We start from the raw sequence: 25,627 nt of genomic DNA on the forward strand, positions 1-25,627 counted from the left end.
TGACGCCCGGCCGGCGCATATGTGGGGGTCATACCAGGGCAACGCAGGGACGCTTCCACAGGTCACCGGCGCCGGTAATCGAGCGTGAGTTCACCGGCGTACAGGTCACGGGTCTGGCTACCGAACCCGACCTGACGTACCGTCACCCCCACTGTCCCCAGGGGAGGTTAGCCGTGGCAGACGACCGTCCCGTGCCCCTCGACGAGTACCCCGTGCACCAGGTCCCCCTGTCGATGAAGCACGTCGCGACCGGCGACCGGAACGCCTACGACCGCTGCATCTTCCACGTCCTCGACCACGAGGGCCGCGCCCTGCTCATCCTCGGCCTCGGGGTCTACCCCAACGTCGGCGTGATCGACGCCTACGCGACCCTCCGCACCGGCGACACACTGCACGCCGTCCGCGCCTCGGACGCCCTCGGCGACGACCGCATGCACCTCGCCGTGGGCCCGCTGCGCATCGAGGTAGAGGAACCACTGCACCGACTGCGCCTGCGCTGCGAGGACAACTCCCTCTCGTACGACCTGACTTGGACGGCCGAGTGCCCGGCCCTCTGGGAACCCCATCACGTCCAGTACCGCGGCGACCGGCTCACCCTCGAAGGGCGCCGGTTCGTCCAGGCCGGCGGGGTGGAGGGGGTGATCCGCGCGGGCGACGAGGAGTTCCGGGTCACCGCCGACGGCTGGACCGGTACCCGGGACCGCAGTTGGGGCGTACGGCCCGTCCCCGGCGAGGAGGGCGGCCGGCTCGCCGAGGAGCACCCGACCGAGGGCTTCCACTGGATCTGGTGCCCGGTCCGCTTCGAGGACCGGTTCCTGATGGTCGTCGTCCAGGAGGACGCCGACGGCCACCGCTCCCTGAACGAGGCGACCGTGGTCCGCCCCGGCCACCGCGACCGCCAACTCGGCTGGCCCCAGGCCGAGATCACCTATCGCTCCGGCACCCGGCACCCCGAGCGCGCCCTCATCCACCTCGGCGACACCCGCAAGCCGCAGGAACTCGAGGTCGAGATCCTGACCTCCTCACCCCTGGCGATCGGCGCCGGCTACCCACCCGCCGACGACTGGCAGCACGGCACCTGGCGCGGCCGTGACTGGCTCGACCGCCGCACCTACGACCTCACCCGGCCCACCCCGCTCGCCGCCTACGGGGTCACCGACCACGCGGCCCGCTTCCGCCTCGACGGCCGGATCGGCCACGGCATCTTCGAACACGGCTCCTTCGGCCGCCACGACCCGAGCGGCTTCACCGGCTTCGACTCGGTCGCGCCGTAGGGGAGTCGAAACGGCGTCCGGATGGCGGCACACGGGAGTCGGGAGAACATCCGGATGGCAGCGCACGCGAGAAGAGACGCGATCTCGGCCGCACCGCAAGGGAGTTGAGACATGGCGACAGCACCCCGCCCCCGCACGACCACCCGCGACCCGGACGAACTCGCCCAGCGCCTCACCGCCTGGCTCGACAGCCGTCTGCCCGGTGGCCAGGCCGTCGACGTCCGGGTCCCCGCGTCGAACGGCATGTCCAGCGAGACCCTGCTCTTCGACATCGACCACCCCGAACCCCCGCTGCGCGCCTGCGCGTTGAGACTCGCGGCGGACCCGGCGGCGTACACCGTCTTCCCGGTCTACGACATCCCGCGCCAGTACCGCATCATGCGGCTGGTCGCCGACCGGACGGATCTGCCGGTGCCGAAGGTGCGCTGGCTGGAGGAGGATCCCGGCCCGCTCGGCGCGCCGTTCTTCGTCATGGAACGTGCCGAGGGCCGTGTACCGCCGGACGTCATGCCCTATACGTACGAGGGCAATTGGCTGCACGCGGCGACCGATGCGGAGCGTGAGCACCTGGAGGCCGTCTCGGTCGGGCTCATCGCCCGCCTGCACGACCAAGTTCCGCTGGGGGAGGCCGAGTTCCTCACCCTCCCGGGCGACGGCGACGCCCTCCACCGCCACGTCGCATCCCAACGCGCCTACTACGAATGGGTCGTTGACGGGCTCGCCCGCTCACCGCTCATCGAGAGCGCCTTCGACCGGCTCACGGAACTCTGGCCGGCCGACCCGGGCGAGGCGGTCCTCAACTGGGGCGACGCGCGCATCGGGAACGTCGTCTACGACGGGTTCGACCCCGTCGCCGTCCTCGACTGGGAGATGGCGGCCCTGGCCCCGCGCGAGGTGGACCTCGGCTGGACCGTCTATCTGCACCGCTTCTTCCAGGACCTCACGGTCGCCTTCGGCCAGCGCGGTCTGCCGGAGTTCTTCCGCCGGGACCGGGTGGAGGCCCGGTACGCCGAACTCACCGGCCACACCCCGCGCGACATGGACTTCCACACCCTGTACGCGGCCCTGCGGCACGCGATCGTGATGCTGCGCATCGCCTATCGGCAGGCGTACTTCGGGGAGGTGGCCGTTCCGGCGGACCCGGACACACTGATCCTGCACCACGACAGCCTGCGGGCCATGGTGCAGGGCAGCTACTGGGGTTGAGCGAGTGCGCTCAGGCGGCGCGGCGCATGTCGGGCACCCGGATCGGGCGCGAGCTGGGGCCGCCGACGTGCGAGAAGGGCTGGGTCCGCCAGTCGAGGCCCTGAGGGAGCGTCAACAGCAGGGCGGTCTCCTGCTCCTGAGGGTCCGCGGACTCGTCGGCGGAGCGGGCGTCGGACGCCTCGCGCCCCGTACCGGCGCAGACCGTCAGCCCGAACGGGTTCCACGGCGAGGCGCACAGCGCGTGCTCCGGCAGAACCTCCTCGTCCGCGAGGAGCGCGATGGGCTGCACGCAGTCCGGGCAGATCACCCGGTACATCTCGAAGGTGTCGTACGCGTCGGGTTCATCGGCCTCGAAGCCGTCGGGGCCCTCGGAGTCGAGGCCCTCCGGATCGAACTCGACGACGAGCTGCGGCCGCTTGGGCGCGGTGCGGCCAGGGCGCTTGACACTCTGCATGGGTTTCTCCCCCTACTGGGCTGGGCCGTGAAGGCGCTGCGGCCTCGACCACAGCAAGCACTTCCCGCCCGGTCTCCGCGGTAATCACGAGACCATCACGGAGACCGTTCGAGGCCTGTGGCGTTCGTCACATGCCGCCCGCAGATGCCCGCGGCGGCGGGTTTGTCCCCAGCTGACTCACAGGCCGCACCCGGCAACATCACGAACCGGGTATGACCTGCGCCGCTGAGCTATCGGAGGAGATCAGCCGCCATGTAAGTTCTTGCGCCATGGAGGAGCTGGACCGACAAATCGTGCAGCTGCTCGTCAAGGACGGGCGGATGAGCTACACAGACCTGGGCAAGGCCACGGGCCTGTCCACGTCGGCCGTGCACCAACGGGTGCGCCGGCTGGAGCAGCGTGGCGTCATCCGCGGGTACGCCGCGGTCGTCGACCCGGAGGCGGTGGGTCTGCCCATGACCGCCTTCATCTCGGTGAAACCGTTCGACCCCAGCGCCCCCGACGACATCGCGGACCGTCTCTCCGACGTCCCCGAGATCGAGGCCTGTCACAGCGTCGCGGGCGACGAGAACTACATCCTCAAGGTGCGGGTCTCCACCCCGCACGAACTGGAGGAGCTGCTGGCCCGGCTGCGCGGCCTGGCGGGCGTCTCGACGCGGACCACGGTGGTGCTGTCGACGCCCTACGAGGCCCGTCCGCCGCGCATCTGACCGACCTGCGTGCGGGCCGTCGCCGGCGAGGCGCGAGACTGTTCCCCATGAGTGAGCGCACCCCCGAACCGGCCACCGTCCTGCTCCGCCGCGGCGAAGTCCACAGCCCCGCCGACCCGTTCGCGACCGCGATGGTCGTCGAGCGCGGCCTGGTCGCCTGGGTCGGCTCCGAGGGCGCCGCCGACGCCTTCGCGGACGGTGTCGACGAGGTGGTCGACCTGGACGGCGCGCTGGTCACCCCGGCGTTCACCGACGCACATGTGCACACCACCGCCACCGGCCTCGCGCTCACCGGCCTCGACCTGTCCGACGCGCCCTCCCTGGAGACGGCGCTGTCCCTCGTCCGGGACTTCGCCGCCGCCCGCCCGGCCGACCGCGTCCTGCTGGGCCACGGCTGGGACGCCGCCCGCTGGCCGGGGGGCCGCCCGCCGACCCGCGCCGAACTCGACACGGCGACCGGCGGACGCCCGCTCTACCTCTCCCGCATCGACGTCCACTCCGCGGTCGTCACCACGGCCCTGCTCGACCTGGTCCCCGGCTTCGAGGCGCCGGACGGCCCCCTCACCGCCGACGCCCATCACGCCGTACGAGCCACCGCGCTCGCCGCCATCACCCCGGAACAGCGCGTCGAGGCCCAGCGCACCGCCCTCGCCCACGCGGCCTCCCTGGGCGTCGGTTCGGTCCACGAGTGCGCCGGGCCCGACATCTCCTCCGAGGACGACTTCACGGGCCTGCTGCGGCTCGCCGCCGAGGAGCCGGGGCCGCGGGTCGTCGGCTACTGGGCCGAGCGGGCCGAAGAGGGCGTCGCGAAAGCGCGGGAGCTGGGCGCCGTAGGAGCGGCGGGGGATCTCTTCGTGGACGGGGCTCTCGGCTCGCACACCGCCTGTCTGCATGAGCCGTATTCCGACGCCGGGCACACCGGTATCGCCTATCTGGACGCGGACGCCGTGGCCGCCCATGTCGTCGCCTGTACCGAGGCGGGCCTCCAGGCGGGCTTCCACGCCATCGGGGACGCCGCGGTGACCGCGGTGGTCGACGGTGTCCGCGCAGCCGCCGAGAAGGTCGGCCTGGGCCGCGTCCGCGCCGCCCGGCACCGGGTCGAACATGCCGAGATGCTCACCCCGGAGACCATCGCGGCCTTCGCCGAGCTGGGTCTGACCGCTTCCGTGCAGCCCGCCTTCGACGCGCTGTGGGGCGGCGAGGAGGGCATGTACGTCCAGCGCCTCGGCCGGGAGCGGGCGCGTGCCCTGAACCCCTTCGCGGCCCTGCTGCGGGCCGGTGTGCCGCTCGCCTTCGGCTCGGACAGCCCGGTCACCCCGGTCGACCCGTGGGGGACGGTCCGCGCCGCCGCGTTCCACCGGACGGCTGAACACCGCGTCTCCGTGCGGGCCGCGTTCACCGCGCATACGCGGGGCGGCTGGCGGGCCGTAGGACGGGACGACGCGGGTGCCCTGGTGCCGGGCGCGCCCGCCGACTACGCCGTCTGGCGGACCGACGCCCTGGTGGTGCAGGCGCCCGACGACCGGGTCGCGCGCTGGTCGACCGACCCGCGCTCCGGCACACCCGGACTGCCCGACCTGACGCCGGGCGGCGACCTTCCGGTCTGTCTGCGGACCGTCGTCGGCGGACGAACGGTGTTCGTACGGCCGGGCGAGTGATCTCCCGGGGTGGCGCGCCCCCGATCCACGCCCTCCGCCCTGTCGCGCGACCTGCGCATCCTCTGCCCTGACCAGCCATTTGGGGGAGAAAGTGCAGATCAGACGGCTGTTGACAGGCGGGCGCAGGGGGCCGGTAGGTTCGTCCGAGTCCACCACCGGACGCCCGACCGGGGAACCTCCGAACAATCGCCGAAGCGCCGCTGGGTCAGGGACGGTGTGCCGCACCGGGCACCGCCACTGGGAGCCAGGCTCAGCGCCCGCGCCACGGCGAGGGAACGTTCCGGCCGGTCGGCTGGTGTGACCCGGGTGGGGCCCGGACGTCCAGTAGACAACGGCTTTGGTCGACCCGCAGCCGGCGGGTCCCAGGTCGGCCCGAAGGGCGCCGGGCCCCCATCCGCAGTAGTCGGGTGCCAAAAAGGGCAGTCTTACCCCGTTCTTGTCGAATCGACACCACCGTACGAACGACGTGGCACGTCATCCCAGGCCGTGGCCACTATGGTGGACGCCTGCGTACGGACATGAAGGGGCAGCAGTGAACGACGGCGACGGAGCCCTCGCGGCACAGGCCCAGGGGCGGAAGTTCGGCCCGCTCGGCACGGCCTTGGTGATCATCCCGACCTACAACGAGGCGGAGAACATCAAGTCCATCGTCCGTCGGGTGCGGCAGTCGGTCCCCGAGGCGCATGTCCTCGTGGCCGACGACAACAGCCCCGACGGCACGGGCAAGCTGGCCGACGAGCTGGCGGCCGAGGACGAACAGGTCCAGGTGTTGCACCGCAAGGGCAAGGAGGGCCTCGGCGCCGCCTATCTCGCGGGCTTCCGCTGGGGCATCGACAACGGCTACGGCGTCCTCATCGAGATGGACGCCGACGGCTCCCACCAGCCCGAGGAGCTGCCCCGGCTGCTCACCGCGCTCAAGGGCGCGGACCTGGTGCTCGGCTCGCGCTGGGTGCCCGGCGGCCGGGTGGTGAACTGGCCCAAGTCCCGCGAGTTCATCTCCCGGGGCGGCAGCCTCTACTCGCGCGTGGCGCTCGACCTGCCGCTGCGCGACATCACGGGCGGCTACCGGGCCTTCCGCCGCGAGACCCTCGAAGGCCTCGGTCTGGACGGCGTGGCCTCCCAGGGCTACTGCTTCCAGGTCGACCTGGCCCGCCGCGCCGTCAAGGCCGGCTACCACGTCGTCGAGGTCCCCATCACCTTCGTGGAGCGCGAACTCGGCGACTCCAAGATGAGCCGCGACATCCTGGTCGAGGCCCTGTGGCGGGTCACCACCTGGGGCGTGGGGGAGCGGGTCGGCAAGCTCCGCGGCCGTGGGAACTCCGGAGGAAGGCCTTCACAGCCGTAGCCCCGCGACCTCACAGGCCTCGTTGATCGTCCCCTTATCCCGCGCTGAGCCGGGCCCAGGCACACTGGACGTATGACGACTGGCGCACCCACCCCTTCCTCCGCCGCCCGGCCTCCGCGTTCCCGGCTGCGTACGTATCTGCCGTTGGGCATCGCCGCGTGGCTGGTGCTGGAGATCTGGCTGCTGACGGTGGTCGCGGGCGCGTCGAGCGGGCTGACCGTCTTCCTGCTGCTGCTCGCCGGGTTCGTGCTCGGCGCCGTGGTGATCAAGCGCGCGGGCCGGCGGGCCTTCCAGAACCTGAGCCAGGCCGTGCAGCAGGGCACCGCCCCGGCCAGCGGCGGTGGCAGCGGCCTGATGATGCTGGGCGGTCTGCTGCTGATGATCCCGGGTCTGATCTCGGACGTGGCCGGTCTGCTCCTGCTGATCCCGCCGGTCCAGAAGGCCCTGGCGCGCTACGCGGAGCGCATGGTCGAGCGCAAGCTCGGCAAGGCCGTCCCGGGCACTCTGGGAGACGCCTTCCAGCAGGCCCGTATGCGCCGCCCGGACGGCAAAGTGGTCCAGGGCGAGGTCATCCGGGACGAGCCCGGCGGCGACGCCCCGCAGGGCCCGCGCCCGCCGCTCACCAGCTGACACCGGGACAGGCCGGCTGAGACACCGGGACACGCAAAACCGCGGGCGCCGTACATGTTCGTACGGCGCCCGCGGTTACTTGCTTGTGTCACTTGTTCGTGCGGTAGAACCGCTCCGGACCTTCAGGACTAGGCCGACTTACGGCTGTCCCTCGGGTGGACCGCGATATTCATCGCGCCGGAACGGAGAACGGCAAGACGCTCCTCGAGGACCTCTTCGAGTTCCTCGCGGGTGCGCCGTTCCATCAGCATGTCCCAGTGGGTACGCGCGGGCTTGGCCTTCTTTTCCTCAGGGCCGTCGCCGTCGACCAGGAGTGCCTGGGCCCCGCAGACCTTGCACTCCCACTCCGGCGGAATCTCCGCCTCGACCGAGAAGGGCATCTCAAAGCGATGTCCCTTCTCGCATGCGTACTCCACGGCCTGGCGTGGCGCCAGGTCGATACCGCGGTCCGTCTCGTAGCTGGTCACCACGAGGCGCGTGCCGCGAAGAGCTCGCTCACTCATGAATCGTGCCTCCCGGGCTTGTCGCCCACAGGACAGGTGTCGCTGTCGTCGTCATCCGGTCAACGTCCGGTCGGCGGTAAAGATTCCCGTACGGGGTCATGCGTCGCCGTCGTAGCCGCCCCTTGTTGTACCCACCAGCGCCCGGTTTGTCACATCTAACAGCAGATGTCACCTAGCGATTCGTCATCTTTGACGCGCAGTAACGGTACGCCAGGCAGGCCAAACGCGTACACTACCGCCCTTTCGCCTTGAGCGCTAAATCCTCTCGGGAAGAGGATTCCCCGCGTCGGTGATCGCCCGCGCCACCGGGACCCGTGCGAGCAGCACGAATCCCACGACGAAGAAGACCACCAGGGAGATGATCGCGTCCCGATAACTTCCGGTCAGCTGGTAGGTCACCCCGAACAGAAGCGGTCCCAGCCAGCTCATGCCCCGATCGCTCATCTCGTACGCCGAGAAGTACTCGGCCTCTTTCCCGGGCGGCACCAGATGCGAGAACAGGGACCGGGACAGCGCCTGGCTGCCGCCCAGGACGAGACCGATCCCGGCGGCCAGCACGAAGAACCAGACGGGCGCTCCGGCGGGCAGGAAGTACCCGGCGGCCAGCGTCACCGTCCACGCGATCAGCGAGCCGAGAATCGTCCGCTTGGCCCCGTAGGTCCGGGCGAGTCGCCCCATGCCGAGCGCACCCGCGACCGCGAGCACCTGGACCATCAGGACGGCCGTGATGAGCGTGGACTGGCTCAGGCCCAGTTCCTCGGAGCCGTACACGGATGCCTGGGAGATCACCGTCTGGATGCCGTCGTTGTAGATCAGATAGGCGAACAGGAAGGACAGGGTGAGCGGTTTGCCGCGCATGTCCCGGACGGTCGCGGCGAGCTGCCGCCAGCCCTGCGCCGTGGGTGCCTCGGACGCCGTACGGCCGCGGTCGCGCAGTCGTTTCAGCGGTACGAGGGTGAAGGCGCCCCACCAGATGCCGGCCGAGGCGAGACAGATGCGGACGGCCATCGACTCGGAGAGGCCGAAGGAGTCGTGGGCGGTGAAGAGGATCAGGTTCAGGACGAGGACCAGGGAACCGGCCGCGTAGCCGAAGGCCCAGCCCCGGGAGGAGACCGCGTCGCGCTCCTCGGGCGGGGCGATCTGCGGGAGGTAGGAGTTGTACACGACCATCGAGACGGCCACGGAGGAGTTGGCGACGATCAGCAGGAAGCCGCCGAGCAGATAGCGGTCGCCGTCCAGGAAGAACAGGCCCGTGGTGGCGGTCGCGCCCACGTAGGCGGCGAGCGCCAGGAGGGGCTTCTTGCGGCCCGTACGGTCCGCTGCCGCGCCCGCGAGGGGCATGACGAGGATCGACACGATCACGGACGCGGAGACGGTGTAGGCGAAGAAGGACCCCGCCCGGACCGGTATCCCCAGGGGATGCACGAACCCGTCCGGGTCCGCCGCCGACTTCGCGACCGAGGTCAGATAGGGGCCCAGGAACACGGTGAGCACGCTCGTCGAGTAGACGGAGCAGGCCCAGTCGTAGAAGTACCAGCCGCGCTGTTCGCGCCGCCGCTCTTCGGCCTCGTCGGCCGGCTGTGACCGCAGGGTGTCGGTACCCACCCGTGCCCTCGCTTCCCCGTGCACGCGTCGGCCCCGGGGCTCAGGCCCAGACGCCCCGCTCCACCATGACCTCGCGCAGTGTGTCGATGTGATCGGTCATGATGCCATCGACGCCCAGGTCCAGGAGCCGGTGCATGCGATCGGCCTCGTTGATGGTCCACACGTGAACCTGCACCCCACGCGCGTGTGCCGCTCGCACGAAGCGCCGGTCAACCACGGGGACGCCCGACTGCTCCTCGGGCACCTGTGCGGCGATCGCCGAACGGCGCACCGGGAGGGGCGCGCCCCAGGACCGCAGCCGCAGGTTCAGCACCCCGCGCGTGCCGAACGACGTGGCCAGGCGCGGACCGGCGAGGTGCTGGGCGCGGACCACCCGCTTCTCGGAGAAGGAGCCGACGCAGACGCGGTTCCAGGAGTCGGTGCGTTCCAGCAGGTCCAGGAGAGGGCTGAGGGCCGGCTCCGCCTTGACGTCGACGTTCCAGCGCACTTCGGGGAAGGTCTCCAGCAACTCCTCGAAGAGGGGCACCGGTTCCTTGCGCGCCACGCGCGCGTGGCTCACGTCCGACCAGAACAGGTCCGCGATCCGGCCCGCGCCGTCGGTCACCCGGTCCAGGGTCTCGTCGTGGAAGGCGACGAGCTTCCCGTCCGCCGTGGCGTGGACGTCGGTCTCGATGTACCGGTAGCCCAGCTCGACCGCGCGCCGGAACTGGAACACCGTGTTCTCCAGGCCGTCCGCCGCGCCGCCCCGGTGGGCGAAGGGGATGGGGCCGGGATGGTCGAGGTAGGGATGACGTATGAGCGTGGTCACCCGGGCAGTATCGCCCGTTCCGGTGACCCGGTGGCTACGACCGTGCTGCGACCGGATGCCGAGGGGGCGGCGAACACGCGCAGGAAGAACTGGGCGAGCGGGCCGATCGCCAGTGCGTAGAGCAGGGTGCCGATGCCCACCGTGCCGCCGAGCGCGAACCCGGTGGCCACGACGGCGACCTCCATGCCGGTGCGGATCAGGCGGATGGAGCGGCCGGTGAGCTTGTGCAGCCCGGTCATCAGGCCGTCGCGCGGGCCCGGTCCGAAGCTCGCGGAGATGTAGAGCCCGGTGGCGACCCCGTTGAGCACGACGCCCGCCAGCAGCACCGGAATCCGTACGGCCAGGCCGTGCGCGTCCGGCACCAGCGCGAGGGTGCCGTCCATGGCCAGGCCGACCACGAACACGTTCGAGACGGTGCCGAGGCCGGGGCGCTGGCGCAGCGGGATCCACAGGAGCAGCACCGCCGCGCCCACGATGATCGAGACGACGCCGATCGTCAGGCCGGTGAGTTCGGCGAGGCCCTGATGCAGCACGTTCCAGGGCTCCAGGCCCAGGCCCGAGACCACGAGGAGCGCCGAGCTGGCGCCGTAGAGCGCGAGTCCTACGTAGAGCTGGACCAACCGTCGGCCGAGACGGTTCCGCGTGGATGTCCCGAGACGGTTCCGCGTGGACAAGAGGTGCCCCCTGGTGGTGGTAGTGGCCTGACACATGACACTCTGTGGCTTGAGAACAACCGTCATCCATGGCCAATTCCGGGAAGGTGGACTGGTTTCCATGGCGCAGTGGACTTCGGCGATGAGCGCCGCACAGCTCGCCCGGCTGCTCAACTCCCAGCAGGACCGGCCGGCCGGGCCCGGCACCCGCCGCCCGCCCGCCTATCGCGCGCTCGCGGACGGCATCCGTCTGCTCGTGCTGGAGGGGCGCGTGCCCGTGGCCGCCCGGCTGCCCGCCGAGCGGGAGCTGGCCCTGGCGCTGTCCGTCAGCCGGACCACGGTCGCCGCCGCCTACGAGGCGCTGCGCTCCGAAGGATTCCTGGAGTCCCGGCGCGGAGCCGGCAGTTGGACCTCCGTACCGGCCGGAAACCCGCTCCCCGCGCGCGGGTTGGAGCCGTTGCCCCCGGAGGCCCTCGGTTCGGTGATCGACCTCGGCTGCGCCGCCCTGCACGCGCCCGAGCCGTGGCTCACCCGGGCCGTCCAGGGCGCCCTGGAGGAGTTGCCGCCGTACGCCCACACGCACGGCGACTATCCGGCCGGGCTGCCCGCGCTGCGCGCGATGATCGCCGAGCGGTACACCCTGCGCGGGATCCCGACGATGCCCGAGCAGATCATGGTCACCACCGGTGCGATGGGTGCCATCGACGCCATCTGCCATCTCTTCGCGGGGCGCGGCGAGCGGGTCGCCGTGGAGTCGCCCTCGTACGCCAACATCCTCCAGTTGATGCGGGAGGCGGGCGCCCGGCTGGTGCCCGTGGCGATGGCGGAGGGGCTCTCCGGCTGGGACATGGACCGCTGGCGGCAGGTGCTGCGGGACGCGGCGCCCCGGATCGCGTACGTCGTCGCCGACTTCCACAACCCGACCGGTGCCCTCGCCGGCGACGACCAGCGGCGCCAACTCGTGGACGCGGCCCGCTCGGCGGGCACGGTGCTCATCGCCGACGAGACGATGACCGAGCTGTGGCTGGACGACGACGTCGAGATGCCGCGCCCCGTCTGCGGGTTCGACCCGGCCGGTTCGACCGTCATCACCGTCGGTTCCGCCAGCAAGGCCTTCTGGGCGGGCATGCGCATCGGCTGGGTCCGCGCGGCACCGGACGTCATCCGCAGCCTGGTCGCCGCCCGCGCCTACGCCGACCTCGGCACCCCGGTGTTGGAGCAGCTCGCCGTCAACTGGCTGTTCAGCACCGGCGGTTGGGAGCAGGCGGTCGACATCCGCCGTGGCCAGGCCCGGGAGAACCGGGACGCGCTCGTCGCGGCGGTACGGCGGGAGCTGCCCGACTGGGAGTTCGAGGTGCCCAAGGGCGGACTCACGCTGTGGGTGCGCACGGGCGGACTGTCGGGCTCACGGCTCGCCGAGATGGGCGAGCGGGTGGGGGTGCGGGTGCCGTCCGGGCCGCGCTTCGGCGTCGACGGGGCCTTCGAGGGGTATGTGCGGCTGCCGTTCACCGTCGGCGGCGCGGTGGCCGACGAGGCGGCCGCACGGCTGGCCGCGGCGGCTCGGCTGGTGGAGAACGGGGTCAGCGGGGGCGGCGGCGAGTCGCCGCGGACCTTCGTGGCGTAGACGGCGGGAGAGGTGCTCGGGGCCGGCGCGGGCGCACTGTCCCCGGGCCGGTTACGGAAAGGGGCGCTGGGGGTGGGCCCTGCCGCCCGGACCGATCCAGGGGTCGTCAGGCTGTGTCCGCAGAGTCCCGCCTGCCGCGTGACGCCCGGCACGCCGAGCGCGCGCACCGGGCGCCGTCGGGTGCCTCTCAGGGCAGACGACGGGACTTCGCGGACACGGCCCAGGGGTCGGCACGGGTGACCGCACCGACCCCGGGACCGGTTACGAAAACGGTGGTCGGGGTCGGCCAGGTCGCCCGGACCGGCCCCGGGTCGCTACGAGGTCTCCGCCACCGCTGCCTCCACCGCCGCCTCGGCGGGCACCACCTCGGTCGGCATGGTCTCCGCCGCGTCCGCCGGTGTCGTGCGCGGCGGGAGCAGCGCCAGGACCGCCTGGCGGTGGGCGTCGTTCGTCGCGTCGTCGTAGGGGTCCGGGGTCGCCGGGACCTGGAGGCGGTGCACCGGGCCGTTGCCGAGGCGGGCGTAGCCGCGGCCCGGGGGGATCTGGGCGATCGGCGTGGTGTGCGGGGGAGCGCCCAGGACCGCCTCCAACTGGCCGGCGGTGGCGGGGCCGAGGACGACACGCGCGCGTGTGTGCTGTCGTACGGCATCGCTGAGCGCGTCCGCGCTGTCGAACTGGTCGGCCACCACCACCGTCACATTGGCCGCGCGGCCGTGCCGCAGGGGGACCTGGAGGAGCGACTGCGGGTCCTTGTAGCCGTCGGCCGTCGCCACGTGGGCGAAGGCGCTCGGGCGGTCCAGGATGATCCACAGGGGGCGCCTGGTGTCGTCCGGTGCCGGGTGGCCCGACTGGCGGGCGCGGTTGGCCGCGATCAGCCGGCGTTCCGTCTCATGGGAGGCCCACTCCAGGCTGGCCAGCGCGCCTGCCAGGCCGCACTCGACGGCGAGGACGCCGTCCCGGCCGGTGAGGCACGCGTACTCGCCGGTGCCGCCGCCCTCGACGATCAGGACGTCGCCGTACTGGAGCGCCTGGAGGGCGATCGAGCGCAGCAGGGTGGAGGTGCCGCTGCCGGGCTGGCCCATGACCAGCAGGTTCGGCTCGGTGGAGCGGACGCCGGTGCGCCAGACGACCGGCGGTACGTCGCGCTGCTCCTCGCCGTGGGTGAGCGGGAGCGTGCGGTGGACCTGGGTCGGGTCCGTGAAGCCCAGGACGGTCTCGCCGGGGGCGGTGACGAAACGCTGGGCGGCGATGTCGGTGGGGAGCGGGGCGAGGACGCCGATCGTGAGCTGGTTGCCCTCCTCGTCCCAGGTGAAGTGGTACTCCCGGCTGCGGCCGGACTTCGCGGTGAGCAGTTGCTCGATCCGCGCGCGGGAGTCGGCCTCGCCGTCGGTGAAGTACGCCGGATAGCGGACGACCAGTTGGGAGATCCGGCCCCCGCCGTCGAACTCGTGGGCCGGGAAGGCCTTCTCCCAGTCTCCGCCGTGGGCGAACAGGGGCGCCGGGTCCTCGGCGGCCGAGAAGTAGGGCACCAGCGCCTCGTAGAGGGACTGGAGGCGCTGGGTCTGGGACTCGTCGGGCCCTTCGGGCGCCGGCGGGGTGCGGTCCCGGCCCTGCCATGCCGCCGCCGCCATCAGGGTGATGGCGGCGAGCAGCAGGCCGTACGGCACCAGCACCACGACCAGGATCACCGAGGCCACCAGGAACAGCAGCGGCCCGCGCTTGTCCTTGGGGGTGTCGGCCCATCTGCGCCGCCCGGCGGATGCCAGCCGGCGCAGACCGCGTGTGACCGTGATCAGCGGATGGAGGACATCGGTGGCGCTGTCGGCCGCCGTCCGGGCCAGCTCCCGGCTCCGGGCGATCTGGGCGGTGCCGTTGCTCAGGATGCGGGGGAGGGGGCGCCGGGCCACTGCTGTCTCCTGAAGGTGCGTACGGGTGGGGACGTCAGAACTTGATGCCGCCGAGGAGGCTCGCCAGGCTCTCGCCGCCGGCCTTGATGCTCGGCGCGATGGCCGTGCTGGCCATGTAGAAGCCGAAGAGTGCGGCCACCAGGGCGTGGGAGGCCTTGAGTCCGTCCTTCTTGAAGAAGAGGAAGACGATGATGCCGAGAAGGACGACGCCTGACATGGACAAGATCATTTGAGCTCTCCTGGTTCGTGGGGACAGTCACCATGAGTTCTTCCAGGATCACAGGATGTATCCATACGATAAAAGGTGCAAGTGGGTGAATTTCGGCGTATTTCCCTCGGATGGTGGAGCGCATTCGGGCTGTCTGAGCAGGGGTTTCACCCATGTCGGGCCTCGCGGTGATCTTTGCCTCGGAGGGGGCCGGTCATGTCTCGGCGGAGCCAGTACGCTGGCGATTCACCCGTACTAGTGAGAGGCGGTCAGGCCGATGAGTGAAGCCCCCGACCCCGAGGTCGTGGAGTTCGCGACGAAGATCTTCGACCTGGCCCGCAGGGGCGGCACCGAGGCGCTGGTCGCGTACGTGGACGCGGGCGTCCCGGCCAACCTCACCAATGACCGCGGCGACTCCCTGGTGATGCTCGCCGCCTATCACGGGCACGCCGACGCCGTACGGGCCCTGCTGGCGCGGGGCGCCGAGGCCGACCGGATCAACGACCGGGGCCAGACGCCGCTCGCCGGAGCCGTCTTCAAGGGCGAGCACGAGGTGATCGAAGTCCTGCTGGCGGGCGGCGCCGATCCGGCCGCGGGCACCCCGTCGGCGGTCGACACGGCCCGGATGTTCGCCAAGGCCGAGCTGCTGGAGCTGTTCGGCGCGCACTGACGGATGGTCCGCCGGCAGCATGGGCGGGCCTTCTGACCAGGTACGACAAGGAAAACGGGGGAAAACGGGGGAAGGCAGCACGGCGCCGCCCGAAATTTCGGTCGCGGCATCGAGAACTGCCGGGTCATCATGACGTCGTGATTTACGGACGCGATGGCTGGGCAGGTGTTGCCGCACCGCGCGGGCCGTAGTTGCGGCCCGCATGGGCCACCTACGAGAGGCAGAGGAAAATGGTCTACAGCAAGCAGGAAACGGCGGGCGCCCCGACGTGTTGTCACGCGGCCAGGTAGTGCACGTCCCCCGGTTGCGTCGACGCTTGATGTGAGGCTGTTTCCCATGTTCGATCCGGTCATAGCGCCCAGCGGTACGCTGCTCGGCCTGCTTCAGCGGGGCCGCGGCGACGGCACACTGCACGCGCTCACCGCACCCCGTGCCGAGGCACTCGCGGCACTGAACCACTGTGTGCTGCGCGACCCCCGCCACGACTGGCAGGTGGAGAACCGCTCCCTGTACTACGCCCGTCTGTACCTCGACCTGGGCGGCGACCTGGACGCCGTCGAGGCCCACCTCTTCGACACCGAGGACGTCCTCGACACCGAGGAGTCCCGTACGGGCCTCGCGCTCGCCGTCCTGGGGCACCTCGCCTCGTACGGCAGGCGGGACGCGCTCGAACTGCTGCGGAGGTACGCGGCCACCGGCGGCAACTGGGCCTGGGCCCTGGACGAGCTGGCGCTCCGGGACGACGACGCGGGCCTGCGCGCCCTCGCCGCCCCCGTGCTGGCGCGTTTCGCGGCCGACCCCGAGGGCGAGGCCGAACTGGCCACCGCCGTGCGCGACGCCTTCGAACCCCGGCCCTGGCGGCTGTGGGCCGAGGACTCACGCGAATCGATCGCCACGCGCGTGCGTGCCGCCCAGGAGGCCGGCTGCTTCGACCTCTGGCAACGCCAGATGCGACCGACCGGGCCCCGTCCGGGGTGGAGCGTGCGGGCGGTGTTCGAATGGGCCCAACAGGGCCTCGAACGCGGCGCCGCCCTGCACGTCCCGGCCGCCCGCTGCCTCACCGCGGTGGCGGGTCCCGAGGACCGGCCCGAGATCGTCGAGGCCGCCAAGGACGGCGGTGAGGGTGCCCGCTGCACCGCCCTGCGCTATCTCGCCGACAGCAACGATCCCGAAGCCCTCCAGCTGATCGAACGAGCGGTCGCCACCGGCCCGGCGCCCGTCGTGGAGGCCGCCGTCGACGCCTTCGAACGAATGCGCTCCGTCGCCGCCGTCGACCGGGCCCGCGGCTGGGCCCGCCGCCCCGATCCGCTCGGGGCCGCCGCCGGCCGGATGCTCGCCTGCCGGGGCGGGACCAAGGACAGCGACCTGGTCCTCGGTGCACTGCGGGAGGCCGTCATGGGCGAAGGACCCGACGCCCCCACCCTGTGGACCCTCGTCGACGGCGCCGGACGCCTCGGCATCGTCTGCGCCGCACCCGTCCTGCGCCATGTGTACCGGGAGACGGCCTCGTCCCATCTGCGCGGCCGGGCCGCCCGGGCCCTGGCCGCCACCGACCCCTCGTACCCCACCGGCTTCGCCGTCGAGTGCCTCTGGGACTGCGAGGAGACCACCCGGGAGATCGCCGCCCGGCACGCCGAGACCGCCGACGCCCGCGTCGTGGAGCAGCTCCGCAGGCTCGCCGCCGACCCGGCGGAGGAGGCGGAGGTCCAGACAGCCGTACGGAGCCGGATCGGGCCCGACGCCCCCGCAGTGTGAACGTGGGATGACCCGCGGGTCAGACGCGCATGGACGCCGTCTGACCTGCTCGGGTGTGCAGTGCAACGCTCATGGGACGTTCACCGTTCGCATAGATCCACGTTGACGCGGGCACGTCCAGCGCGGCGACAACACGGGTATGCGTGTCGTCATCGTGACCGAATCCTTTCCCCCCGATGTGAACGGCGTGGCCCACTGCGCGCTCCAGACCGCCCGGCACCTCGTGGATCGCGGTCATCATCCGCTCGTCGTCGCGCCGGCCACCTCGGCCGGTAGCGGGCCCGACGCCCAGTCGCCGTGCCCCGTCATCCGTGTCCCCTCCCTACCGCTCCCGGGCTACCCCCAGGTCCGCGTCGCCCTCCCCAGCCGACGCGTCGCCGCGGCCATCACCGAACACCGCGCCGACATCGTGCACCTGGCGAGCCCCTTCATCCTCGGCGTCCGCGGCATGGCCGCCGCGGCCCGGCTCGGCATCCCCGCCGTGGCCGTCTACCAGACCGACCTGGCCGGATACGCCCGTACGTACGTCGGCGCCGGCGAGGCCACCGCCTGGCGCCGCATCCGCTCCGTCCACGCCGCCGCCGACCGCACCCTCGCGCCCTCCAGCGCGGCCCTGGGCGACCTGGAGGCACACGGCGTGCCCCGGGTCAGGCTCTGGCCGCGCGGCGTGGACACCGAGCGCTTCCGCCCCGAGTACCGGGACGAGGCGCTGCGCCGCGAACTCGCCCCGAACGGCGAGCTGATCGTCGGCTACGTAGGCAGGCTCGCCCCCGAGAAGCAGGTCGAACTCCTCGCCGGAGCCTGCGGCATCGAGGGCGTCAAGGTCGTGGTCGTCGGCGACGGACCCAGCCGGCCGCACCTCGACGAGGCGCTGCCGGGCGCGGTCTTCCTCGGCCGGCGTACCGGCGACGAGCTCGCCCGTATCTTCGCCTCGTTGGACATATTCGTGCACACCGGACCTTTTGAGACCTTCTGTCAGACCGTCCAGGAAGCCATGGCCAGCGGCGTCCCCGTCGTCGCGCCCGCCGCCGGCGGACCGCTGGACCTGGTCGCCCACGGGCGCACCGGATTCCTCTTCCCGCCTCGCGACGAGAACGCGGTGACGGACGCCGTACGGACCCTGGCCGCCGATCCCGCGCTCCGGGCCGAGTACGGCACCGCCGCGCGGGCCATGGTCGAGGGCCGCACCTGGGCGGCCGTCGGCGACCAACTGATCGCGCACTACGGCGATGTCCTCGCCGCGCGCAAGCTGGTGGTGGCGGCATGAACACCGCTTCCCTCAGGATCGTGCGGCTCGCCAACTTCGTGGCCCCCTCCTCCGGGGGGCTGCGCACCGCCCTGCGCGAGCTGGGCAAGGGCTTCAAGGAGGCCGGGCACGACCCGGTCCTCATCGTGCCCGGCGAGCGCCACACCGACCGTGAGACCGAGCAGGGGCGCGTCATCACCCTGCCCGGCCCGCTGCTGCCCGGCACCGGCGGCTACCGCGTCCTCGCCGACAAGCGGCGCGTGGCCAACCTCCTGGAACAGCTCGCCCCCGACCGCCTGGAGGTCTCCGACCGTACGACCCTGCGCTGGACCGGCAAATGGGCCAGGCGGGCCCGAGTCCCCGCCGTGATGGTGTCCCACGAGACCGCCGACGGCGTTCTGCGCACCTGGGGCCTGTCGGAGAACATGTCCCGGCGCACCGCCGACGCCCTCAACGTCCGTACGGCGCACACCTACGCGCGCGTGGTGTGCACCACGGAGTTCGCCGAGCGGGAGTTCGTCCGCATCGGTGCCCGCAATGTCGTACGGGCTCCGCTGGGCGTCGACCTGGTGGGGCGCAGTCCGGCGCTGCGGGACCCGGTCGTGCGCGCGGAGTACGCGCGTGTGGACCAGGTTCTGCTGGTGACCTGCACCAGGCTCTCCGTCGAGAAGAAGCCCGGCACCGCGCTCGACGCCCTGGAGGCGCTGGTACGGCGCGGGCGGCGGGCGGTCCTCGTGGTTGCCGGGGACGGGCCGCTGCGGGCCCGGCTCGAACAGCGGGCGCGGGAGCGGGGGTTGCCGGTCACCTTCCTCGGACACGTCTCCGACCGGCGGCTGCTCGGCGCGCTCCAGGCCTCCGCAGACGTGTGCCTGGCACCCGGGCCCGCCGAGACCTTCGGGCTCGCCGCCCTGGAGGCCATGGCCTGCGGAACGCCCGTGGTCGCCAGCGCCTCGTCCGCGCTGCCCGAGGTCATCGGCTCCGCCGGGGCCACGGCAGCGGACAACGGGAGGGCCTTCGCGGACGCCGTGGACATGCTGCTCGAACGCTCCGAGGTGGAGCGGCGGGAGTCCGCACGCGCGCGTGCGGAGTGTTTCGGCTGGCACACGGCGGTCGACGCGTTCCTCGCCGCGCACGACGCGGATGTTCCGGTACGGCGGTTCGTGCCCGGAGGCGTGGCATGAGAACGGTCCGTTTCGTCGCCCTCGGTGACTCGCTCACCGAGGGCGTGGGCGATCCCGTCGGCGAGGCGTGGCGCGGTTGGGCCGCGCTGCTCGCCGACGGGCTGGCCCAACAGCCCGAAGACGCCGTGGAGTTCACGAACCTCGCGGTCAGCGGGGCGCAGTCACGGGACGTGCTGGAACGGCAGACCCCGGCCGGGCTCGCCCTGAACCCGGACATCGTGTCCGTCGTCATAGGCGTCAACGACACCCTGCGCTGCACCTTCGACATCCAGGCTCTCGCCACCCGGCTCGACGAGGTCTACGCGGCCTTCACGGCCCAGGGCGCGGTTCTACTGACGGCCTGTCTGCCGGACCCGGGCGCGATGCTCGGCCTCCCGGGCGCGCTGGCCCGCCCGCTGGCCCGGCGGCAGCGCGCCGTCAACACCGTGGTGCACGCGCTCTCCGAGCGGTACGGGGCCGTGCATCTGCACGCGGCGGAGGGCGAGTGGATCATGGACCGCGCGATCTGGAGCGCGGACCGGCTGCACCCCGGGGAGCGCGGTCACCGCCAACTGGCGCTGCGTTTCCACGCGTTGCTCGCCGAGGAGGGTGTGGCCACGGGGGTCGCGCCCTCATCCGAGCCCGAGTTCCCGGTGCCCACCAGGTCGGCCAGTCTGCTGTGGCTGGCGACCGCGGGCACCGGGTGGGTGGCCCGCCGCTGCACCGACCTGCTGCCGCAGCTCCTGAGGCTGGCCGCCGACGAGATGCGCCACCGCGCGCGGGGCACCAGCGCCCGGCTCGACCTGAGCGCGTCCCACGCCGTGTCGATGGCACTGGCCTCCCTCTCGGTGCAGCAGGAGCAGCCGGACGCCGCATAGGGCGTCACGGGCCTCAGCGACGCCGTACGGCCACGAAACGGACCGGGGTGCCGGGCACCGCCTGGGCGGCCGCCGGGAGGTCCGAGGGGCGGACGACGGCGATCACCGGGTACCCGCCGGTGGTCGGATGGTCGGCGAGGAACACCACCGGGCGGCCGTCCGGTGGCACCTGGACGGCGCCCAGGACCATGCCCTCGCTGGGGAGTTCACCGGTAAGGGCCCGCTCCAGAGCGGGCCCCTCGGTGCGCAGCCCGATGCGGTTGCTCGCCGAGGACACCTGGTAGGCGCGTGACGTGAACGCGCGGACGGCCTCCGGGGTGAACCAGTCGTCGCGCGGCCCCAAGGTCACCCGCAGGACGAGTTCGGCCGGGGGAGCCGGCTGCGGGGCGACGTCCACGCACGCGTGGCGGGTCGTCGGGGACCCCAGCGGCAGTATGGCGCCGTTCGTGAGCGGCGCCGGCCCGAGCCCGGACAGCAGATCCGTGGAACGGCTCCCGAGCACCGGCTCTACGCCGACCCCACCGGCGAAGGCGATGTAGGTCCGTACTCCGGAGACGGCCGTTCCGATGTCCAGGAGGGCCCCGGCCGGCACATGCACGGGTGCGCCCCAGGCGGCCGGCCGGCCGTTCACCGTGACCGGGCAGGGCGCGCCGCCGACGGCCACGAGGATCGTTGAACGAGGCCGTACGGCACAGCCGTTGAGGGTCGTCTCCAGGACGGCCGCTTCCGGCGGATTGCCGACCAGCCGGTTGACGAGCGCCGCCGCGGGCCCGTCGAGCGCTCCGGAACGCGGCACCCCCAGGTGCGCGTGTCCGGGCCGCCCCAGGTCCTGCACGGTGGTCAGGGCCCCGGACCGTACGACGGCGAAGGCGCGGTCCGTCATACGTCCGCCACCGGGACGAAGCGCACGCGCGTGCCCGGCGACAGCAGCGCGGCCGGTTCGCGCGCGGGGTCCCACAGGACCGCGTCCGTCGTGCCGATGAGCTGCCAACCGCCCGGCGAGGCACGGGGATAGACACCGGTGTACGGGCCCGCCAGGCCCACGGCACCGGCGTGGACGGCCGTGCGCGGGGTGGCCCGGCGCGGGACGTCGTAGCGGGCCGGGAGGCCGGTGAGGTAGCCGAAGCCGGGGGCGAACCCGCAGAAGGCGACGCGGAACTCGGTGTCTGCGTGGATACGTGCCACCTCCCGCTCGGGGACACCCCACAGGGCGGCGACGTCGGCGAGGTCCGGGCCGTCGTAGCGCACCGGGAGTTCGATCGCCTCACGCGTGCGTGGGGGAGCGGGGGGTACGTCGGAGGTGGTGAGTTCGGAGGCCAGGCGGGCCGGGTCGGCGAGGCCGTCGAGGAGGACCGTGCGGGCGGCCGGGACGATCTCGCGGACGGTGAGCAGGCCCTCCGCGCGGCGGCGCAGCAGCTCCGCGTGGACGGCCTCGGCCTCCTCCCCGGAGGCCACCTCGACGAGCAGGGCGTCCTCGCCGACGGGCAGGGCCCTCATACGAAGGCCTCCACCCGGACTCCCGACTCCACGAGCCGCGCACGGACCCTGCGGGCCAGCTCGACCGCGCCGGGCGTGTCCCCGTGCAGGCACAGGGAGCGGGCCCGTACCTCGATGCGTGCCCCGGAGAGTGCCTCCACCGTCCCGGAGCGGGCCAGGCCCAGTGAGCGCTCCACGACGGCCTCGGGGTCGGTGACCACCGCACCGTCCCGGCCGCGCGGCACGAGCGTGCCCTCGTCGGTGTAGGCGCGGTCCGCGAACGCCTCCGTGACGGCCGGCAGCCCGGCCTTCGCGGCCAGGTCGAGCACGACCGAGCCGGGCAGCCCGAGCACGGGCAGCGAGGCGTCGGCCAGGAGCACGCCCTCGATCACCGCGGCGGCCTGTTCCGGGTCGTGCACGACCCGGTTGTAGAGCGCCCCGTGCGGCTTGACGTACGACACGCGCGTGCCCGCCGCCCGGGCGAACACCTCCAAGGCGCCGATCTGGTACGCCACTTCGGCCGCCAGCTCGGCGGGCGGCACGTCCATCGCGCGCCGCCCGAACCCCGCCAGGTCCCGGTAGGACACCTGCGCGCCGACCCGTACCCCGCGCTCGGCCGCCAGCTCGCACACCCGCCGCATGGTGACCGGGTCCCCGGCGTGGAAGCCGCAGGCCACATTGGCGCTGGTGACGACGGACAACAGCTGTTCGTCGTCGGTGAGGTGCCAGCGGCCGAAGCCCTCGCCGAGGTCGGCGTTCAGATCGATCATCATCTCTCCTGGTCGGGCGACGGGTCAGGCGACGCGGTACTGCTCGTCGCGGGCGTCGGTGACGAACATCTGGCCCGGCGCGTGGGTGATGGCGAACGGCGGGCGGGACGCCATCACCGCGGCCTGCGGGGTCACTCCGCAGGCCCAGAACACCGGGATGTCGTCCGGCGCGGCGTCCACCGGATCACCGAAGTCCGGACGGCCGAGGTCGGCGATGCCGAGCCCTGAGGGATCGCCGCAGTGTACGGGGCTGCCGTGCACCGCCGGGAGCAGCGCGGTCTCCCGGATCGCCGTCGCCAGGTGCTCCGGCGGCACCGGGCGCATCGACACCACCATCGGGCCGTGCAGCCGCCCAGCGGGGCGACAGGGGCGGCTCGTCACGTACATCGGGACGTTGCGACCCTGCTCGATGTGCCGGATCGGGACACCCGCCTCGCTCAGGGACCACTCGAAGGTGAAGCTGCAGCCGATCAGGAACGACACCAGGTCGTCGCGCCAGTGCGCCCGTACGTCCGTCGGCTCCTCCACCAACTCGCCGTCCCGCCACACCCGGTAGCGCGGCAGATCGGTGCGCAGGTCCGCGCCGTCGGCGAGAACCGTCTTCCAGGAGCCGGCGTCCGTGACGTCGAGCACCGGGCAGGGCTTCGGGTTGCGCTGGCAGAACAGCAGCATGTCGTAGGCCCAGTCGGCGGGCACCGAGATCAGGTTGACCTGGGTGTGGCCCGCCGCGACCCCCGCCGTGGGACCCGTCAGCCCGGCCCGGAACCGGGCCCGGGCGGAACGCGGGCTCCACGCGTGCGCGTGCTCGTCGACGAGGGTCAGGGGGCGGTCCTCCGTACGGTTCACGCCAGTTCCTTTCCGCGGGTCTCCGGCAGCCCCAGAAGCGCCAGTGCCGCGATGCCGTAACCGATGGCCCCGAAGACGAGCGCTCCGCCCACACCCCAACTGTCGGCCAGGAAGCCCACCAGGGTCGGGAAGACGGCGCCGACCGCGCGGCCGGTGTTGTACGTGAAGCCCTGTCCCGTGCCGCGCAGGGCCGTCGGGTACAGCTCGCTCAGGTACGAGCCGAAGCCGCTGAAGATCGCCGACATGCAGAACCCGAGCGGGAAACCGAGCACCAGGAGAAGGGTGTTGGCGCCGTTGGGGATGTGTGTGTACACCAGGATGCAGATCGCCGAGAGCAGTGCGAAGAGCCAGATGTTGCGCTTACGGCCCAGCACGTCCGTGAGATAGCCGCCGGTGAGGTACCCGAGGAAGGCGCCGGAGATCAGGAAGGTCAGATAGCCGCCGGTGCCGACGACCGACAGTCCGCGCTCCGTCTTGAGGTAGGTCGGTACCCAGGTGGCGAGGGTGTAGTAGCCGCCCTGGACGCCGGTCGAGAGCAGGCCCGCGAAGACCGTCGTGCGCAGCAGGCCCGGTGCGTCGGCCGTGCCCGGCTTGAAGATCGCCGTGAACGTCCCCTTCTGGGCGTTCTGTTCGCGCACGGCCGTCGCCTCCGGGGCGTCGTGCACCCGGCGCCGCACCCAGAGCACCAGCAGCGCGGGCAGTGCGCCGGTCCAGAACATCACCCGCCAGGCCAGGTCGTTGCCGAGGAACGAGAAGACCAGCGTGTAGACGACCGCGGCCAGCGCCCAGCCGACCGCCCAGGAACTCTGGACCGCGCCGAGCGTACGGCCGCGGTGCTTGGGGCTCGCGTACTCGGCGACCAGGATCGCCCCGACCGCCCACTCGCCGCCGAAACCGAGCCCCTGGAGGGCGCGGAACACCAGCAGGGTCTCGTAGTTGGGCGCGAAGCCGCAGGCCACGGTGAAGACGGCGTAGGTGATCACCGTGATCATCAGGGCCCTGACGCGGCCCACCCGGTCGGCGAAGACGCCCGCGATGGCGCCCCCTATGGCGGAGACGACCAGCGTGACGGTGGTGAACAGGCCGGTCTGGCCGCTGTCCAGGCCGAAGTACGCGGCCAGCGCGACCATGCTCAGCGGCAGCGTGAAGTAGTCGTAGGAGTCCAGGCCGTAGCCGCCGAACGCGCCGGCGAAGGCGCGGCGGCCGTTCGGACCGAGCGCGCGCAGCCAGGCCAACGCACCGTCGTCGGCGGTGAGTTCGTCCGTGTCCGGGTGTGCGCCGGTGTTCAGGGCCTGAGGTGGAGGGGTCGTGCTCATGTGCACCTCGCAGAAGGAGGACGGAGGGTGCTGGGACTGAGCAGTGCCGTGCGGAAGCCGTCGGTCCCGGTGTGAGCGGGTGGCGCCGTGCCGAGAAATCTAGAGGATCGTTGAACGATCCTTCAATACCCATGTTGTTTCGTTCTTGTATCTGCGGTTGAATTCCGGGCATGGCAGAGCAGATGGCGGGACTGGCCGACGACCGCGCCCTCCTGGGCCGTACGAGCACCGCGGAGCGCGTCTCGGACATCCTCAGAAGTCGGATCGCCGAGGGCTATTTCCCGCCGGGCACCCGGCTCTCGGAGGACAGCATCGGCGGAGCGCTCGGTGTGTCGCGCAACACACTCCGTGAGGCGTTCCGGCTGCTCACACATGAACGCCTGCTCGTCCACGAGCTGAACCGGGGCGTCTTCGTCCGGGTCCTGAGCGTCGAGGACGTCGAGGACATCTACCGCACCCGCCGCCTCGTCGAGTGCGCCGTAGTACGGGGGTTGGGCGAACCGCCGTACGCCCTCGGACAGCTCGCCGCGGCCGTCACCGAGGGGCAGTTGGCGTCCGTCGAAGATGACTGGAAAGGCGTGGGTACGGCCAACATCCACTTCCACCGGGAACTGGTCGCCCTCGCCGGCAGCGCCCGCACCGGCGAGTGGATGCGCAGCGTCTTCGCCGAACTCCGGCTCGCCTTCCACCTCGTGGACGACCCGAAGGCGCTCCACGAGCCCTATCTCCAGCGCAACCGCCTGATCCTCCAGGCGCTCCAGGCCGGCGACCGCGCCGAGGCCGAGAAGCTGCTCGAGGTCTACCTCGACGACTCGCTGAAACGCGTCGTCGAGGCCTACCGGCAGCGGGTCGGCGAGGACGGCACGGCGCTCGACTGAGGACGGTCCGGAGTCCGGCGGACCCCGCGCACGCTGCTGTGGCGGTA

The 25,627-nt window shown here is 72.1% G+C and carries 25 protein-coding genes; 13 read left to right on the forward strand and 12 right to left on the reverse strand.

The window, feature by feature from the left end; translation table 11 throughout:
* Nucleotides 1-173 precede the first annotated feature (173 nt).
* The gene (locus ACIRRY_RS43020; protein WP_403984286.1) at nt 174-1,274 is read left to right on the forward strand and encodes a hypothetical protein; all 1,101 of its coding nucleotides are present in this window, start codon (nt 174-176) and stop codon (nt 1,272-1,274) included.
* Nucleotides 1,275-1,385: 111 nt separating this feature from the next.
* A complete protein-coding gene (locus ACIRRY_RS43025; RefSeq protein ID WP_403984287.1) occupies nt 1,386-2,480 on the forward strand; it encodes a phosphotransferase family protein in 1,095 nt (364 codons plus the stop codon).
* Nucleotides 2,481-2,490: 10 nt separating this feature from the next.
* Here ACIRRY_RS43025 and ACIRRY_RS43030 read toward each other — a convergent pair whose 3' ends face one another.
* Nucleotides 2,491-2,934 (reverse strand): hypothetical protein, encoded by a 444-nt coding sequence (locus ACIRRY_RS43030; RefSeq protein WP_403984288.1) that lies wholly within the window; start codon nt 2,932-2,934, stop codon nt 2,491-2,493.
* A gap of 269 nt (nt 2,935-3,203) precedes the next feature.
* On the opposite strand from ACIRRY_RS43030, the gene ACIRRY_RS43035 reads away from it, so the two are divergent.
* From ACIRRY_RS43035 to fxsA, 4 genes are all read left to right on the forward strand, one after another.
* The gene (locus ACIRRY_RS43035; protein ID WP_026150833.1) at nt 3,204-3,644 is read left to right on the forward strand and encodes an Lrp/AsnC family transcriptional regulator; all 441 of its coding nucleotides are present in this window, start codon (nt 3,204-3,206) and stop codon (nt 3,642-3,644) included.
* A gap of 47 nt (nt 3,645-3,691) precedes the next feature.
* Nucleotides 3,692-5,302: an amidohydrolase gene (locus ACIRRY_RS43040; protein WP_403984289.1), complete on the forward strand. Its 1,611-nt coding sequence runs from the start codon at nt 3,692-3,694 to the stop codon at nt 5,300-5,302.
* 532 nt (nt 5,303-5,834) lie between these two features.
* A complete protein-coding gene (locus ACIRRY_RS43045; RefSeq protein WP_403984290.1) occupies nt 5,835-6,647 on the forward strand; it encodes a polyprenol monophosphomannose synthase in 813 nt (270 codons plus the stop codon).
* A 72-nt stretch (nt 6,648-6,719) separates the two neighbouring features.
* Nucleotides 6,720-7,277 carry an FxsA family membrane protein gene (gene fxsA / locus ACIRRY_RS43050; RefSeq protein WP_403984291.1) on the forward strand — a complete coding sequence of 186 codons (558 nt, stop codon included), beginning with the start codon at nt 6,720-6,722 and terminating at the stop codon, nt 7,275-7,277.
* 128 nt (nt 7,278-7,405) lie between these two features.
* Here fxsA and ACIRRY_RS43055 read toward each other — a convergent pair whose 3' ends face one another.
* The 4 genes from ACIRRY_RS43055 to ACIRRY_RS43070 all read right to left on the reverse strand — a co-directional run bounded on the left by ACIRRY_RS43055 (nt 7,406) and on the right by ACIRRY_RS43070 (nt 10,903).
* Nucleotides 7,406-7,780 (reverse strand): RNA polymerase-binding protein RbpA, encoded by a 375-nt coding sequence (locus ACIRRY_RS43055; RefSeq protein ID WP_003977404.1) that lies wholly within the window; start codon nt 7,778-7,780, stop codon nt 7,406-7,408.
* A gap of 255 nt (nt 7,781-8,035) precedes the next feature.
* Nucleotides 8,036-9,385, reverse strand: a complete 1,350-nt coding sequence (locus ACIRRY_RS43060; RefSeq protein WP_403984292.1) for an MFS transporter — start codon at nt 9,383-9,385, stop codon at nt 8,036-8,038.
* Between the two features lie 40 nt (nt 9,386-9,425).
* A complete protein-coding gene (locus ACIRRY_RS43065) occupies nt 9,426-10,193 on the reverse strand; it encodes a glycerophosphodiester phosphodiesterase (RefSeq protein ID WP_403984293.1) in 768 nt (255 codons plus the stop codon).
* Complete coding sequence (locus tag ACIRRY_RS43070; RefSeq protein WP_403984294.1) at nt 10,190-10,903, reverse strand: YitT family protein; 714 nt, start codon at nt 10,901-10,903, stop codon at nt 10,190-10,192. Before ACIRRY_RS43070 ends, ACIRRY_RS43065 begins: the two co-directional genes overlap by 4 nt.
* Before the next feature lie 64 nt (nt 10,904-10,967).
* Here ACIRRY_RS43070 and ACIRRY_RS43075 point away from each other — a divergent pair, with 64 nt between their 5' ends.
* Nucleotides 10,968-12,470: a PLP-dependent aminotransferase family protein gene (locus tag ACIRRY_RS43075; RefSeq protein WP_403984295.1), complete on the forward strand. Its 1,503-nt coding sequence runs from the start codon at nt 10,968-10,970 to the stop codon at nt 12,468-12,470.
* 314 nt (nt 12,471-12,784) lie between these two features.
* On the opposite strand, the gene ACIRRY_RS43080 is transcribed toward ACIRRY_RS43075, so the two are convergent.
* Together ACIRRY_RS43080 and ACIRRY_RS43085 are read right to left on the reverse strand one after the other, a co-directional pair.
* Nucleotides 12,785-14,377, reverse strand: a complete 1,593-nt coding sequence (locus ACIRRY_RS43080) for a hypothetical protein (RefSeq protein WP_403984296.1) — start codon at nt 14,375-14,377, stop codon at nt 12,785-12,787.
* A 34-nt stretch (nt 14,378-14,411) separates the two neighbouring features.
* Complete coding sequence (locus ACIRRY_RS43085; RefSeq protein WP_019059657.1) at nt 14,412-14,606, reverse strand: hypothetical protein; 195 nt, start codon at nt 14,604-14,606, stop codon at nt 14,412-14,414.
* A 256-nt stretch (nt 14,607-14,862) separates the two neighbouring features.
* Between ACIRRY_RS43085 and ACIRRY_RS43090 the strand changes: the two genes are divergently transcribed.
* From ACIRRY_RS43090 to ACIRRY_RS43110, 5 genes are all read left to right on the forward strand, one after another.
* Nucleotides 14,863-15,255 (forward strand): ankyrin repeat domain-containing protein, encoded by a 393-nt coding sequence (locus tag ACIRRY_RS43090; RefSeq protein ID WP_403984297.1) that lies wholly within the window; start codon nt 14,863-14,865, stop codon nt 15,253-15,255.
* Between the two features lie 336 nt (nt 15,256-15,591).
* Nucleotides 15,592-17,010, forward strand: coding sequence for a HEAT repeat domain-containing protein (locus tag ACIRRY_RS43095; RefSeq protein ID WP_403984298.1), 1,419 nt, complete (start codon nt 15,592-15,594; stop codon nt 17,008-17,010).
* A 139-nt stretch (nt 17,011-17,149) separates the two neighbouring features.
* On the forward strand, nt 17,150-18,277 hold the full coding sequence (locus ACIRRY_RS43100) for a glycosyltransferase family 1 protein (RefSeq protein WP_200683748.1): 1,128 nt from the start codon (nt 17,150-17,152) through the stop codon (nt 18,275-18,277).
* A complete protein-coding gene (locus ACIRRY_RS43105) occupies nt 18,274-19,437 on the forward strand; it encodes a glycosyltransferase (RefSeq protein WP_403984299.1) in 1,164 nt (387 codons plus the stop codon). Before ACIRRY_RS43100 ends, ACIRRY_RS43105 begins: the two co-directional genes overlap by 4 nt.
* Entirely contained in the window at nt 19,434-20,294 is an 861-nt protein-coding gene (locus ACIRRY_RS43110; protein ID WP_403984300.1) for an SGNH/GDSL hydrolase family protein, read from the forward strand. Before ACIRRY_RS43105 ends, ACIRRY_RS43110 begins: the two co-directional genes overlap by 4 nt.
* A gap of 13 nt (nt 20,295-20,307) precedes the next feature.
* On the opposite strand, the gene ACIRRY_RS43115 is transcribed toward ACIRRY_RS43110, so the two are convergent.
* The 5 genes from ACIRRY_RS43115 to ACIRRY_RS43135 are packed head-to-tail and all read right to left on the reverse strand — an operon-like array spanning nt 20,308 to nt 24,702.
* On the reverse strand, nt 20,308-21,177 hold the full coding sequence (locus ACIRRY_RS43115) for a biotin-dependent carboxyltransferase family protein (protein ID WP_403984301.1): 870 nt from the start codon (nt 21,175-21,177) through the stop codon (nt 20,308-20,310).
* Entirely contained in the window at nt 21,174-21,791 is a 618-nt protein-coding gene (locus ACIRRY_RS43120; RefSeq protein ID WP_403984302.1) for an allophanate hydrolase subunit 1, read from the reverse strand. Before ACIRRY_RS43120 ends, ACIRRY_RS43115 begins: the two co-directional genes overlap by 4 nt.
* A complete protein-coding gene (locus ACIRRY_RS43125) occupies nt 21,788-22,540 on the reverse strand; it encodes a LamB/YcsF family protein (RefSeq protein ID WP_403984344.1) in 753 nt (250 codons plus the stop codon). The genes ACIRRY_RS43120 and ACIRRY_RS43125 overlap by 4 nt, the downstream gene beginning before the upstream one ends.
* 24 nt (nt 22,541-22,564) lie before the next feature.
* Complete coding sequence (locus ACIRRY_RS43130; protein WP_403984303.1) at nt 22,565-23,386, reverse strand: putative hydro-lyase; 822 nt, start codon at nt 23,384-23,386, stop codon at nt 22,565-22,567.
* Nucleotides 23,383-24,702, reverse strand: coding sequence for an MFS transporter (locus ACIRRY_RS43135; RefSeq protein ID WP_403984304.1), 1,320 nt, complete (start codon nt 24,700-24,702; stop codon nt 23,383-23,385). Before ACIRRY_RS43135 ends, ACIRRY_RS43130 begins: the two co-directional genes overlap by 4 nt.
* A 170-nt stretch (nt 24,703-24,872) precedes the next feature.
* Between ACIRRY_RS43135 and ACIRRY_RS43140 the strand changes: the two genes are divergently transcribed.
* Nucleotides 24,873-25,580 carry a GntR family transcriptional regulator gene (locus tag ACIRRY_RS43140; protein ID WP_403984305.1) on the forward strand — a complete coding sequence of 236 codons (708 nt, stop codon included), beginning with the start codon at nt 24,873-24,875 and terminating at the stop codon, nt 25,578-25,580.
* Nucleotides 25,581-25,627: the final 47 nt, after the last annotated feature.

The sequence above is a fragment of the Streptomyces sp. NPDC101776 genome (assembly GCF_044766845.1).
GTDB lineage: Bacteria > Actinomycetota > Actinomycetes > Streptomycetales > Streptomycetaceae > Streptomyces.